Origin of the sequence: Streptomyces glaucescens, from assembly GCF_000761215.1 — a bacterium.
Lineage (GTDB): Bacteria > Actinomycetota > Actinomycetes > Streptomycetales > Streptomycetaceae > Streptomyces > Streptomyces glaucescens_B.
This window is the reverse complement of the sequence record NZ_CP009438.1, coordinates 6,446,940-6,459,103: the sequence shown is the minus strand read 5'-3', so window position 1 is coordinate 6,459,103 and position 12,164 is coordinate 6,446,940. Positions and strand designations below refer to the sequence as shown.

Here is a 12,164-nt window from a genome sequence, read left to right as displayed (position 1 = left end):
TTTCGTCTTCGAGAGATGCGCGGCCGGTGCGGCGGGGCGGGGCCGGTGCCCCGGACCCCGCGGGGACGAGCTTGTCAGATCACGGGGGGCCGGCCCAGCCGGGTCAGCCGCCACACCGTACGCCACTTCATGGGCCGGCGGGGGCCGCACGCCGTCGCCCAGCCCTCCCGGAATCCGCCGAACCACGCCTTCAGCGCGGGCCGCGAGGGGCGGCGCGCCAGGGTGAGCAGCAGCCAGACGCCCAGGTACACGGGGACCAGCGGGGCGGGCAGGTTGCGGCGGGCCAGCCAGACCCGGTTGCGGGCCACCATCCGGTGGTACACCGCGTGCCGGGAGGGGGCGGTCGTCGGGTGGTACAGCACCATGTCCGACCGGTAGTCGATCATCCAGCCCGCGTCCAGGGCGCGCCAGGCGAGGTCGGTCTCCTCGTGCGCGTAGAAGAACTCGTCCGGCAGCCCGCCGACCTCGGCGAAGACCTTCGTACGGACCGCGTTGGCGCCGCCCAGGAAGGTGGTGACCCGGGAGGAGCGCATCGGGTCCGACGCGCGCAGCCGGGGCACGTGGCGGCGCTGGGTGACGCCCGTCTCGGGATCGGCGATGCGGAAGCTGATGATGCCGAGCCGGTCGTCGGCGGCGAACGCCTCGCGGCACAGCTCGGCGGTGTCGGTGCGGGCGAGCAGGCCGTCGTCGTCGAGGAAGAGCAGGATGTCGACGTCCCGGCCGCCGGGCCCGAAGGCCTCGATGCCGACGTTGCGGCCGCCCGGGATGCCGAGGTTCTCGGGGACCTCGACGGTGCGCACGCCCCCGGGGACGTCCGGGACGGGCGAGCCGTTGCCGACCACGACCACCTCGACCGGGTCGCCGTCCTGCTGGGCGACCGAGTCGATGAGCGCGCGCAGCTCCTCCGGGCGGTTGCCCATGGTGATGATCACCGCGCCGACCTTCAGGGATCTCTCCGGTGTCGCCATCCCGCTCACCGCAACCGGCTCGACGCGAGGATGGACACCAGGTGCAGCACCGTCTGGAGCAGTGCGATGCCGGCGAGGACGGCGGTGCCGAGCCGGGTGAAGAACAGGTCGCCGCGCGCCTGGTCGGCGATGGCGAGGACCAGGATGAGCAGCGACGCCTCGATGCCGAGGATCAGCCGGTGGAACTTCAGCGCGGCGGCGGCCCGGCGGGCCAGCGCCATGCCGGAGGAGCGCGGCTCGGCCGCGGACTCCTGCACCGGCGGCTTGCCCGCCTGGTGGCGGGCCACCCCGACGAGGTCCGTCTCGGCCTTGATCAGGATGGCGCCGAGCGCGGCCAGGGTGCCGAGGAAGGCCCAGAGCCAGTCGATCCGGCCCTCGCCCCACAGGTCGGCGGCGCGCAGCCCGAGGCCGACCAGCACGGCGGCGTCGGTGAGGTAGGCGCCGACGCGGTCGAGGTAGACCCCGCCGAGCGAGTACTGCTTCTTCCAGCGGGCGATCTCGCCGTCGACGCAGTCGAGCAGCAGGTACAGCTGGACCATGATCACGCCGAGCACCGCCCCCGGGATCCCCGGCACCAGGAGTGCCGGGGCCGCGAGGACGCCGCAGACGGTCATCAGGTACGTGAGCTGGTTGGGCGTGACCCGGGTGTTCACCAGGTAGCGGTCGACCCGCAGGGACACCTCACGCATGTAGAGGCGTCCCATCCAGTGCTCACCGCTGCGCCGGTCCTTCACCCCCGGGGGGTGGACGACCGGCCGGAGTTCAGCTACCGATGGCCTTGACATAGTCGGCGTAGATGTCCTTGATCTGGTGGGTTTTCAGGTCGAGGTGTTCGAGGATCGTGTAGCGGCCGGGCCGGGTCTCCGGGGCGAACTCCACCACCCTGACGAACTCCTCCGGGGTGAAGCCGATCTCCTCCGGCAGCACCGGCAGTCCGTGCCGGCGCAGGACCTCGGCCATGTACGCCGACTGCTCGTGGGCCCCGCGCAGGTACATCGCGAAGGCCGCGCCCAGTCCGCACTGCTCGCCGTGGGCCGCCGCGCGCTTCGGGTAGAGCAGGTCGAAGGCGTGGTTGATCTCGTGGCAGGCCCCGGACGACGGGCGGGAGTCGCCCGACACGGACATGGCGATACCGCTGAGCACCAGCGCCTCGGCGAGCACCTGGAGGAAGTCGTTGTCCCCGATGCCGCCCGGGTGGCGCAGCACCGCCTCGCCGGCCTGGCGGGCCATGGCCGCGGCGAGACCGTCGATCTTCTCGCCCTTGACGCGGTTGGCAAGCTCCCAGTCCGCGATCGCGGAGACGTTGGAGACGGCGTCGCCGATCCCGGCCCGCACGTACCGGACCGGCGCCTCGCGGATGACGTCCAGGTCGATGACGACGGCGATCGGATTGGGCACGCCGTAGGAGCCGCGCCCGGCGTCGTTGTCGAGGGTGGCGACCGGCGAGCACAGTCCGTCGTGCGCGAGGTTCGTCGGCACGGCGACCAGGGGCAGGCCGACGCGGGCCGCGGCGAACTTGGCGCAGTCGATGATCTTGCCGCCGCCGAGGCCGACCACCGCGTCGTAGTGGCCGGCCTTTATGTCGCCGGCCAGCCGGACCGCGTCGTCCAGGGTGCCGCCGCCGACCTCGTACCAGGTGGCGCCGGGCAGTTGCGGGGCCACCCGCTCGCGCAGCTTCGCGCCGGAGCCGCCGCTGACCGCGACGGCCAGCCGGCCGGAGTGCGAGATGCGCTCGTCGGCGAGGACACAGGCCAGGTCGTCGAGGGCGCCCGGGCGGATGTCGACGACCAGCGGCGAGGGGATCAGCCTGGTCAGTACCGGCACGCGATCTCCCGTCCCCGGGCGAGATCGTCGTGGTTGTCGATCTCCACCCAGTCGACCTCGCCGATCGGCGCGACGTCGATCCGGAAGCCGCGGTCGACCAGCTCCTGGTAGCCGTGCTCGTAGAACTGCTGCGGGTCGGTCTCCCAGACCGCCTTCAGCGCGTCGGCCAGCTCCGGGGCGGCGTCGCCCTCGATCAGGGTGACGCCGATGTACTCGCCGGTCGCCTCGGCCGGGTCCATCAGCTTGGTGATCTTCGTCATGCCCCTGGCGGGATCGACGACGACCTTCATCTCCTCCTCGGCCAGGCTCTTCACCGTGTCCAGCGCGAGGATGATCTTCTTGCCCTCGCCGCGGGCGGCGAGCAGCGTCTTCTCGACGGAGACCGGGTGGACGGTGTCCCCGTTGGCGAGGATCACGCCGTCCTTGAGGGCGTCACGGCCGCACCACAGGGAGTAGGCGTTGTTCCACTCCTCGGCCTTGTCGTTGTCGATGAGGGTCAGCTTGAGGCCGTACTTCGCCTCCAGGGCCGCCTTGCGCTCGTAGACGGCCTCCTTGCGGTAGCCGACGACGACCGCGGCCTCGGTCAGGCCGATCTCGGCGAAGTTGCCGAGGGTGAGGTCGAGGACCGTGGGTTCGCCCTCTATGCCCGCGGGCCCCACCGGCACCAGCGCCTTGGGCAGGCTGTCGGTGTAGGGGCGCAGACGCCGTCCGGCGCCGGCCGCCAGCACGAGGCCGATCATGCGGGTTCTCCTTCATCGTGTACGGCGGGCGCGCCACCCAGGTGGGAGGCCACCCAGAAGCGGATGCTCTCGACGAGCACCACCAGGGCCACCGCCACGGCCAGGACCGTGAGCGCGACCTTGAACTGCGCGGCGGTGAGCAGCGCGGCCAGAGCGGTGACGAGCAGCGTGCGCCCCTCGTGCCCCCCGATGGTCCGGGTGAGCCAGGCCGGGGGCGCGCCGGCGTTGCCGCGGATGCGGTACACCGTGTCGTAGTGATGGTAGGCGACGGCCGCCACCAGCCCGAAAGCCGCCGGAAGCGCTCCGTTCACCCCCGCGTGGGCCGCGAGCGCGAGGACCGTGCCGTACTCGGCGGCGCGGAAGAACGGCGGGACGAGCCAGTCGAGGGCGCCCTTGAGGGGGCGGGCGACGGCGAGGCCCGAGGTCAGTGCGTAGCCGACGGCGGCGACGGCCGGCCAGGGGCTGCCGGGACCGGTGGACGCGGCGGTGGCGACGACGGCGGCCGCGCCGAGCAGGGCGAGCGCGGGGACGGCGATGCCGGGCAGCCGGCGGGCCGGCTTGCGCAAGGCCGCCGCCAGGCCCTCGGCGAGCGGTCCCGAGTCGGCCAGGTCGGCGAGCGCGGTGGCCGCGCGGTCGGTGCGGTTCGCCTTGCGGGTCAGCGAGCGCAGGACCCGGCCGGCCGTGGTGTAGGCGGCGGCGAAGGCGCAGCCGGCGAGCAGCGCGTAGAAGGTGGTGCGCGGGGTGGTGAGGGCCGTCAGGACGGCGATCATCGCCCACCGCTCGCCGATCGGCAGGACGATCATGCGGCGCACCCAGACCGTCCAGCCGACGCTGTCCAGCTTGTCGGAGAGGGCGGCGGTGGGGCTGGTGTTGGCGGTCGCGTCGTGGTTGGCCTCGTTGAAGGAGAAGTCCACGACGTGGCGGCAGGTCTGCAGGACCATCGCGCCGAGCGCGAGCGCCCACACGTCGTCGCCGCCGCGGGCCGCGCCGAGCGCGAGACCGGCGTAGTAGGCGTACTCCTTGGCGCGGTCGAAGGTGGCGTCGAGCCAGGCGCCGAGGGTGGAGTACTGCAGCGAGTAGCGGGCGAGCTGGCCGTCGGTGCAGTCCAGCACGAAGGAGGCGATCAGCAGGATCCCGGCCGCGACGAAGCCGCCGCGGGTGCCGGTGGCCGCGCAGCCCGCCGCGACCAGCGCGGTGAGCAGCGAGGCGGTGGTGACCTGGTTGGGGGTGAGACCCCTGCGGGCGCACCAACGGGCGATGTAGCGGGAGTACGGGCTGATGAAGAACGTGGTGAAGAAACCGTCGCGGGCCTTCACGGCCGACTTCAGCCGGACGGCCTCGTCGTCCACGGCGGCCACGGCCTGGCGGGCCTCGTTGCGGGTCTGCGGGTCGCCGGGAACGGTGGCGACCAGGCTGCCCAGCTCGGGGCGGTGCACGGTGGCGCCGTCGGCGTCCAGGGCGGTGACCACGCGGTCGGCGAGGCTGCCGACGGCGACGGCGGTGCCACCCCCGGAGGAGTTCTCGCGGGCCATGGCGCGGGTCAGGGCCTGGCGGCCGGCCGGGCGGGCGGTGACGGCGCCGGGGACGGCGGCGAGCGGGAAGCGGGGGTCGGTCAGGCCGAGGCGCAGGGCGTGCAGGTGGCCGACGAACCGGGCGTCGACGATGGCCACCCGCTGGTCACCGGGCACCTGGGCGAGCAGCGTCTCGGCGTCGGCGGCGTCGGCGGCGGTGCGCACCTCGAAGCCGAGGGACCGCAGATCGCCCTCGATCGACGATCCGGGGACCGGCTGACCGGTGAGGATGGCGGTCGGCAACCGAACTCACTCCCTGCGTGCCGGCGCGGTGGCGCCGGGCCTGAACATGATGGGGGCGCCCCCTTGGCTGCGCATCGGCTGCGCCAGGCGGCGGCATGTCGGCTGAGGCTATCGGATGATCGGAGACCCGTGTTCACCGCCTGTTCACGGCCTCGACGCCCCGCCCCGCGAGCCGCCTCGCCGCGATCATCATGGGGGCTGCGGGGGCCGGCGCACAAAACGGCCCCGCCACAACGGGCATAGCGGACACGCGGCGGTGAGCGTGCGGTTCCGGAGGGTGCGCGCCGCGGCGGCGGCAGCGGGCGGAGTCGGCCCGCGGCGGCCCCCGGGACTAGGGTGGACGACCATGACGTGGCTGATCACCGGCGGTGCCGGGTACATCGGGGCCCATGTGGCGCGGGCCATGGCCGAGTCCGGGGAGCGGGTCGTGGCGCTGGACGACCTCTCCGCGGGCGTGCCCGCGCGGCTGCCGGCGGACGTGCCGCTCGTGCGGGGCTCCTCGCTGGACGGGGAGCTGCTGAAGCGGGTCCTCGCCGAGCACGAGGTGTCCGGTGTGGTGCACCTCGCCGCCCGCAAGCAGGTCGGCGAGTCGGTGGACCGGCCGACGCGGTACTACCAGGAGAACGTCGGTGGGCTGGCGACGCTGCTGGACGCGGTCGCCGAGGCCGGGATCCGGCGGTTCCTCTTCTCCTCGTCGGCCGCCGTCTACGGCAACCCGGAGGCGGACCTCATCACGGAGGACACCCCGTGCGCCCCGGTGAACCCCTACGGCGAGACCAAGCTCGCCGGTGAGTGGCTGGTGCGCGCCGCGGGCCGGGCGCACGGCATCGCCACCGTCTGCCTGCGGTACTTCAACGTGGCCGGCGCCGCCGCCCCGGAGCTGGCCGACACCGGCGTCTTCAACGTCGTACCGATGGTCTTCGACCGGCTGACCCGGGGTGAGGCGCCGCGGATCTTCGGCGACGACTACCCGACGCCGGACGGCACCTGCGTGCGCGACTACATCCATGTCGCCGACCTCGCCGAGGCGCACCTCGCGGCGACCCGGCGGCTGTCCGCCGGGGACGCGGCGGGCGATCTGACCGTGAACATCGGCCGGGGCGAGGGTGTCTCCGTGCGCGAGCTGGTCACCCTGATCGGCGAGGTGACCGGTGACCGCCGTCCGGCGGTGGTGGAGCCGCGCCGCCCCGGCGACGCCCCGCGGGCCGTCGCCTCGGCCGAGCGGGCCGCCGCCGAACTGGGCTGGACCGCCCGCCGCGGAGTACGCGAGATGGTCGAGTCGGCGTGGCGGGGCTGGCGGCTGCACCAGGGGCGCTGACCTCGGCGAGGCGCTGACCTGCGCTTCCTCCAGCACCCCGACGCCTGGCCGTTTTCGCAGGTCAGAGCATATGACAACGGTGTTCAGTGCCGCGTTGCCGGATACCCCCCACCCGTAGTTGACTGTGGTCGCGGACCGACCGATCACAGGAGGGCGGGTTTCATGGGGGCTGGTCACGACCACGGGCACGCGCACGGCGCGCCGGTCACGGGCACGGCCGCCGCGGCGTACCGCGGCCGGCTGCGGATCGCGCTGACGATCACGCTCACCGTGATGGTGGTGGAGATCGTCGGCGGCCTGCTCGCCGACTCGCTGGCGCTGATCGCCGACGCGGCGCACATGGCCACGGACGCGCTCGGACTGGGCATGGCCCTGCTCGCCATCCACTTCGCCAACCTGCCCCCGACCGAGAAGCGCACCTTCGGCTACGCGCGCGCCGAGATCCTCGCGGCGCTCGCCAACTGCCTGCTGCTGCTCGGCGTCGGCGGGTACGTGCTCTACGAGGCGATCCAGCGGTTCCTCACCCCGGCCGGCACCGAGGGCGGGCTGACCATCCTCTTCGGCGGGATCGGCCTGGTCGCGAACATGATCTCGCTCACCCTGCTGATGCGCGGGCAGCAGGAGAGCCTGAACGTGCGCGGCGCCTTCCTGGAGGTGGCTGCGGACGCGCTGGGGTCGGTGGCGGTGCTGATCTCGGCGGCGGTGATCCTGACCACCGGCTGGCAGGCCGCGGACCCGATCGCCTCGCTGGTGATCGGTCTGATGATCGTGCCGCGCACCGTGAAGCTGCTGCGCGAGACGCTGGACGTGCTGCTGGAGTCGGCGCCCAAGGGCGTCGACATGGCCGAGGTGCGGGCGCACATACTGGCGCTGGACGGGGTGGAGGACGTGCACGACCTGCACGCCTGGACGATCACGTCGGGCATGCCGGTGCTGTCCGCGCACGTCGTCGTCCGCTCCGACGTCCTGAACGCGATCGGCAACGAGAAGATGCTGCACGAGCTGCAGAGCTGTCTCGGCGACCACTTCGACGTGGAGCACTGCACCTTCCAGCTGGAGCCGAGCGGCCACGCCGAGCACGAGGCACGGCTGTGTCACTAGGGCCTTTCGTTCGGATCAGCCCGGCTTGAGGTCCGGAGCCTCACGACCGACCCGAGCGGGGTCTGGTGCGTGCTCGCGCATCCGGGGGACGGGAGGCGCCGGGCGGGTGGGGTGGCGTACACCAGTACGGGCGGTTCCCCGCCCGGTGGCCGGGCACGCTCACCTCCCGGGCCCCTTCCGGTGCCTGCCGTGCGGGACATGCGGGTCGTTCCGGGAAGTGCCGGGAGTGCCGGATTCGTACGGCAGACTTGGGGTGCGAGGAACGAGGCGAAGGATGGGTATGCCGATTTCACCTGCCACCGCGACGCACAGCTCGTCGAGCGGCACCACGGACGCGATCTTGCTGGAACTGGTCGACGAGGACGGCGTCACGATCGGCACCGGGGAGAAGCTGGCGGCCCATCAGCCGCCCGGGCAGCTGCACCGGGCGTTCTCGGTCTTCCTCTTCGACGAGCGTGGCCGGCTGCTGCTCCAGCAGCGGGCGCTGGGCAAGTACCACTCCCCCGGGGTGTGGTCGAACACCTGCTGCGGCCATCCTTATCCCGGTGAGGCCCCCTTCGCGGCGGCGGCCCGCCGCACCCACGAGGAGCTGGGCGTCTCGCCGTCGCTGCTCGCGGAGGCCGGCACGGTCCGCTACAACCACCCGGACCCGGCTTCGGGCCTGGTGGAGCAGGAGTACAACCACCTCTTCGTGGGTCTGGTGCAGTCGCCGCTCGCCCCGGACGGGGAGGAGGTCGGCGCCACCGCGTTCGTGACCTCGGCCGAGCTGTCGGAGCGGCATGCCAGGGACCCGTTCTCGGCGTGGTTCATGACCGTCCTGGACGCGGCCCGCCCGGCGATCAGGGAGCTGACCGGCCCGTCCGCGGGCTGGTAGCGGCCCACGCGGGGACCGCCCCCGCGTGCGGCTAGTGCCGTGCGGGGGCGAGCGGCAGGGCGGCCCAGATCACCTTGCCGCCCGTCGTCGTGTGCTCGACGTCGCACGCTCCGCCCGCCTCGCGGGTGATCTCCCGTACCAGCAGCAGTCCGCGCCCGCCGGTCTGGGCGTGGTCGGCCTCCAGGGCGGTGGGGCGGTAGGGGTGGTTGTCCTCGACCGAGAGCCGCACCCACTCGGCGCCCACGGCGATCTCCACGGCGATCGTCGGCGACAGCAGCGCCGCGTGCCGGACGGCGTTCGTGACCAGCTCGGACACGATTAGCAGCAGGCCGTGCGCCACGTCGTCGCAGACCGGTACGCCCTGTCGCCGCAGCAGGTCCCGGACGGCGTGCCGGGCCTGCGGGACCGAGGCGTCGACGGCGGGGGCGGTGAACCTCCAGACCCCCTCGTACGGCAGCGGATCGGGCGTCTTCTCCTCCAGGGGTGCCTCTGGGCCGCCTGCCATCGTCCGGTCGCCACCCTCGCGCTCGATTGTCACCACATCCCGAATGGTGACAACGAGCCCGCCGACGCCGCGGAGCTGAACACAAGTCAGCGACTATCGAGCGCTTTTGACCGATGGCGTATGACGCGGTCAGTTGTGGGACTACTCCTGCCCCGCCCGTGCCGACTTCGCGAACTCTTCGGGTTGTACGGGTTTGTCGCTTCCGCCCGGCCGGGGCCGCCGTCCGGGACCGGGCCCACGGCCCGGCGCCCGCCGCACCCGGCGGCGACCGGCCCGGGTCCGCTCAGGGGTGTCCCGTCGATCGTGTGTACGCCCGCGGCGGTTAGCATCCCGCGCATGGAGCCCCAGCTGCTGCACCACGTCGCCGACTCGGTCGCCACCGTCGTCATCCACCATCCGGCCAAGCGCAACGCGATGACCGCCGCGATGTGGGAGGCGCTGCCGCCGCTGCTGGCGGCCCTGGCCGCCGATCCGGAGGTCCGCGCGCTGGTGCTCACCGGAGCGGACGGCACCTTCTGCGCGGGCGCCGACATCTCCACCCTCCAGGGGTCCCCGGAGCGGGCGCAGGCGCTGGCGGTGGCCGCCGAGGAGGCGCTGGCCGCGTTCCCGAAGCCGACGCTCGCGGCGGTCCGGGGGCACTGCGTGGGCGGCGGGTCGCAGCTCGCCGCCGCCTGTGACCTGCGGTTCGCGGAGCGGGGAGCGCTGTTCGGGGTGACCCCGGCGAAGCTCGGCATCGTCTATCCGGCGTCCTCCACCCGGCGGCTGGTGTCGCTGGTCGGTCCGGCCGCCGCGAAGTACCTGCTGTTCTCCGGCGAGCTGATCGACGCGGAGCGGGCGCTGCGGACGGGACTGGTGGACGAGGTGCTGCCGGAGGGCGGACTCGCCGGGCGGGTCGCCGCGTTCACCCGCGTCCTGGCCGCGCGCTCGCAGCTGACGCAGGCGGCGGCGAAGGAGTTCGCCAACGGCCGGACCGACCGGGACGGCCACTGGGCGGCGCGGGCGCGGGAGAGCTCCGACACCGCGGAGGGCGTCACGGCGTTCCTGGAGCGCCGCGCGCCCCGCTTCACCTGGACTACGTCAGGATGAACCGGCTCTTGCCGCGGAACTCCTCGACGAGGTGCGCCGGGGCCTTGTCCGGCGAACCCGCGTCGTAGGGCGGCTGCGGGTCGTACTCGGTGAGCAGCTGCACGGCTTGGGCGTGCTCGTCGCCCGCGATCCGGCCCAGCAGGGCGAGGCCCATGTCGATGCCGGAGGAGACCCCGGCGGCGGTGACGTACTTGCCGTCGAAGACGACCCGCTCTCCGGTGGGCTCGGCGCCGAGGCCCGCGAGGAGGTCCAGGGCCAGCCAGTGCGAGGTGGCCCGGCGTCCGGTCAGCAGCCCGGCGGCGGCCAGCAGCAGCGAGCCGGTGCACACCGAGGTCGTCCAGGTGCTGGTCGCGTCGGCGGCCCGGAGCCAGTCCAGCAGGGCCCGGTTCTCCATCTGCTGGGTCTGCCCGGGACCGCCGGGGACGACCACGATGTCCGGGCCCGGCACTTCGGCGAGGGTCCTGTCGGCGGTGAGGGCGAGGGTGCCGGTGTCGGTGCGGACGGGGCCGGTCCGCTCGGCGACGAACACCGTCTCGGCGCCGGGCAGGCGGCCGAGGGTCTCGTACGGCCCGACGGCGTCCAGGGCGGTGAAGCGGTCGTAGAGGACGACGGCGATCTGCATGGGGGTCCCTTTCGGTGGTGGAGACTCGGCTCAGAGGACGGGGGCCGGGCGGAACCGCCGGCGGTACTCCGCCGGGGCCGCTCCCAGCGCGCGGACGAAGGCGCGGCGCATCGCCTCGGGGGTGCCGTAGCCGCTGGCACGGGAGATCTCCTCGATGCCGTCGGCGGTGTCCTCCAGGAGGCGGCGGGCGTGTTCCAGGCGGACCCGGTCGACATACCGGCCGGGGGTGATGCCGGTCTCCGCGCGGAAGGCGCGGGCGAAGTGGCGCGGGGACAGCCGCGCGCGGGCGGCCAGCGCCGCCACGCTCAGGTCGGCGGCCGGGTGCTCGGAGACCCACTGCTGGACGTCGCGCAGCGGCTCGCGGCGGGCGGTCTGGGCGGCGAGCTGGGCGCTGAACTGGGCCTGGTTGCCCGGCCGGCGCAGGAAGACCACCAGGTGGCGGGCGACGGTGAGGGCGGCGTCCCGGCCCAGGTCCTCCTCGACCAGCGCGAGCGCCAGGTCGATGCCGGAGGTGACGCCGGCGGAGGTGGCCACGTTGCCGTCCCGGACGTAGATCGGCTCGGGGTCCACCCGGACGGCCGGGTGGTCGCGGGCGAGGGCGGCGCAGTACGCCCAGTGGGTGGTGGCGCGCCGCCCGTCCAGCAGGCCCGCCGCGGCGAGCAGCGCCGCGCCCGTGCACACCGACACCAGCCGCTCGGCGCGCGCCCCGTGCCGGCGCAGCCAGTCGGCCAGCCGTGGGTCCGGGTGCCGGGTGCCCGGCCCGCCGGGGACCACCAGGGTGTGCGGAACGGCGGCAGTGGCCAGGGCCCCGTCGGAGACCAGGGTCAGTCCGCTGGAGGTGCGGACGGGGGCCCCGTCCGGGGAGGCCGTACGGACCCGGTAGGAGCCGGGGGTGTGCTGCTCGGCGCCGGTGAAGACCTCCACGGGGCCGGTGACGTCGAGGCTCTGCACCTCGTCGAAGACCACGACGAGCACGGTTCGCTGCGGCATGCGTCGATTCTTCGGGGTGCGGGCGATGGCCGCAATGACGAGCAGCCCACCTTTCCTGCCATGTGTGCCCCGGCTCCGGCGAGGTACCCGAGAGGTACCCGCGCGTCCGCACCACAGCGGACGCGCAGGCGGCTCACAGCGACTCGAAGCGACTCCGAGCGACGAAGGAGAGATCGACGTGTTCCGTGCCATCGCGGACGTACTGCGGCAGATCGGCGGCGCCATCGCCACGGTCGTGACGCTGCCCTTCCGGGCACTGGCCCGCCTGTTCGGCGGCGCCTCCTCCTCCGGCCGGAGCGCCCGGCGGGCGTGACCGCCTGCC

At 73.6% G+C, this 12,164-nt stretch carries 13 protein-coding genes; 5 read left to right on the top strand and 8 right to left on the bottom strand.

From position 1 onward, the window contains the following. Positions 1-74: 74 nt before the first annotated feature. The 5 genes from SGLAU_RS27880 to SGLAU_RS27860 are packed head-to-tail and all read right to left on the bottom strand — an operon-like array spanning position 75 to position 5,346. Complete coding sequence (locus tag SGLAU_RS27880; protein ID WP_043507143.1) at positions 75-947, bottom strand: glycosyltransferase family 2 protein; 873 nt, start codon at positions 945-947, stop codon at positions 75-77. 26 nt (positions 948-973) lie between these two features. Further along, positions 974-1,753, bottom strand: coding sequence for a CDP-alcohol phosphatidyltransferase family protein (locus tag SGLAU_RS27875; RefSeq protein WP_078958078.1), 780 nt, complete (start codon positions 1,751-1,753; stop codon positions 974-976). Beyond that, positions 1,731-2,792, bottom strand: a complete 1,062-nt coding sequence (locus SGLAU_RS27870; protein WP_043505286.1) for an iron-containing alcohol dehydrogenase family protein — start codon at positions 2,790-2,792, stop codon at positions 1,731-1,733. The genes SGLAU_RS27875 and SGLAU_RS27870 overlap by 23 nt, the downstream gene beginning before the upstream one ends. Next, positions 2,780-3,532: a sugar phosphate nucleotidyltransferase gene (locus SGLAU_RS27865; protein ID WP_043505285.1), complete on the bottom strand. Its 753-nt coding sequence runs from the start codon at positions 3,530-3,532 to the stop codon at positions 2,780-2,782. The genes SGLAU_RS27870 and SGLAU_RS27865 overlap by 13 nt, the downstream gene beginning before the upstream one ends. Continuing rightward, positions 3,529-5,346, bottom strand: coding sequence for a DUF5941 domain-containing protein (locus tag SGLAU_RS27860; protein ID WP_043505284.1), 1,818 nt, complete (start codon positions 5,344-5,346; stop codon positions 3,529-3,531). Before SGLAU_RS27860 ends, SGLAU_RS27865 begins: the two co-directional genes overlap by 4 nt. A gap of 346 nt (positions 5,347-5,692) precedes the next feature. On the opposite strand from SGLAU_RS27860, the gene galE reads away from it, so the two are divergent. The 3 genes from galE to idi all read left to right on the top strand — a co-directional run bounded on the left by galE (position 5,693) and on the right by idi (position 8,639). After that, complete coding sequence (gene galE, locus SGLAU_RS27855) at positions 5,693-6,664, top strand: UDP-glucose 4-epimerase GalE (RefSeq protein ID WP_043505282.1); 972 nt, start codon at positions 5,693-5,695, stop codon at positions 6,662-6,664. Positions 6,665-6,826: 162 nt separating this feature from the next. Continuing rightward, positions 6,827-7,765: a cation diffusion facilitator family transporter gene (locus SGLAU_RS27850; protein ID WP_043505281.1), complete on the top strand. Its 939-nt coding sequence runs from the start codon at positions 6,827-6,829 to the stop codon at positions 7,763-7,765. 280 nt (positions 7,766-8,045) lie between these two features. Further along, the gene (idi, locus tag SGLAU_RS27845) at positions 8,046-8,639 is read left to right on the top strand and encodes an isopentenyl-diphosphate Delta-isomerase (protein ID WP_043505280.1); all 594 of its coding nucleotides are present in this window, start codon (positions 8,046-8,048) and stop codon (positions 8,637-8,639) included. Between the two features lie 31 nt (positions 8,640-8,670). On the opposite strand, the gene SGLAU_RS27840 is transcribed toward idi, so the two are convergent. Then, positions 8,671-9,144, bottom strand: coding sequence for an ATP-binding protein (locus tag SGLAU_RS27840; protein ID WP_052413922.1), 474 nt, complete (start codon positions 9,142-9,144; stop codon positions 8,671-8,673). Between the two features lie 336 nt (positions 9,145-9,480). Here SGLAU_RS27840 and SGLAU_RS27835 point away from each other — a divergent pair, with 336 nt between their 5' ends. Further along, positions 9,481-10,230: an enoyl-CoA hydratase/isomerase family protein gene (locus SGLAU_RS27835; RefSeq protein ID WP_043505279.1), complete on the top strand. Its 750-nt coding sequence runs from the start codon at positions 9,481-9,483 to the stop codon at positions 10,228-10,230. Here the strand turns inward: SGLAU_RS27835 and SGLAU_RS27830 are convergent. Beyond that, positions 10,217-10,852, bottom strand: a complete 636-nt coding sequence (locus tag SGLAU_RS27830; protein WP_043505278.1) for a DJ-1/PfpI family protein — start codon at positions 10,850-10,852, stop codon at positions 10,217-10,219. The two genes, SGLAU_RS27835 and SGLAU_RS27830, sit on opposite strands and share 14 nt — an antisense overlap. Positions 10,853-10,882: 30 nt before the next feature. Beyond that, positions 10,883-11,842 carry a GlxA family transcriptional regulator gene (locus SGLAU_RS27825; protein WP_043505277.1) on the bottom strand — a complete coding sequence of 320 codons (960 nt, stop codon included), beginning with the start codon at positions 11,840-11,842 and terminating at the stop codon, positions 10,883-10,885. A 178-nt stretch (positions 11,843-12,020) separates the two neighbouring features. Here SGLAU_RS27825 and SGLAU_RS36760 point away from each other — a divergent pair, with 178 nt between their 5' ends. Continuing rightward, on the top strand, positions 12,021-12,155 hold the full coding sequence (locus SGLAU_RS36760; protein ID WP_279628009.1) for an LPFR motif small protein: 135 nt from the start codon (positions 12,021-12,023) through the stop codon (positions 12,153-12,155). The last annotated feature ends 9 nt before the right edge of the window (positions 12,156-12,164 follow it).

What these genes read in the sequence shown, in the direction of transcription:
- SGLAU_RS27875 (WP_078958078.1), bottom strand. Translation starts at nt 1,753, where the DNA reads ATGTCAAGGCCATCGGTAGCTGAACTCCGGCCGGTCGTCCACCCCCCG.
- SGLAU_RS27865 (WP_043505285.1), bottom strand. Translation starts at nt 3,532, where the DNA reads ATGATCGGCCTCGTGCTGGCGGCCGGCGCCGGACGGCGTCTGCGCCCC.
- galE (WP_043505282.1), top strand. Translation starts at nt 5,693, where the DNA reads ATGACGTGGCTGATCACCGGCGGTGCCGGGTACATCGGGGCCCATGTG.
- SGLAU_RS27850 (WP_043505281.1), top strand. Translation starts at nt 6,827, where the DNA reads ATGGGGGCTGGTCACGACCACGGGCACGCGCACGGCGCGCCGGTCACG.
- idi (WP_043505280.1), top strand. Translation starts at nt 8,046, where the DNA reads ATGCCGATTTCACCTGCCACCGCGACGCACAGCTCGTCGAGCGGCACC.
- SGLAU_RS27840 (WP_052413922.1), bottom strand. Translation starts at nt 9,144, where the DNA reads ATGGCAGGCGGCCCAGAGGCACCCCTGGAGGAGAAGACGCCCGATCCG.
- SGLAU_RS27835 (WP_043505279.1), top strand. Translation starts at nt 9,481, where the DNA reads ATGGAGCCCCAGCTGCTGCACCACGTCGCCGACTCGGTCGCCACCGTC.
- SGLAU_RS27830 (WP_043505278.1), bottom strand. Translation starts at nt 10,852, where the DNA reads ATGCAGATCGCCGTCGTCCTCTACGACCGCTTCACCGCCCTGGACGCC.
- SGLAU_RS27825 (WP_043505277.1), bottom strand. Translation starts at nt 11,842, where the DNA reads ATGCCGCAGCGAACCGTGCTCGTCGTGGTCTTCGACGAGGTGCAGAGC.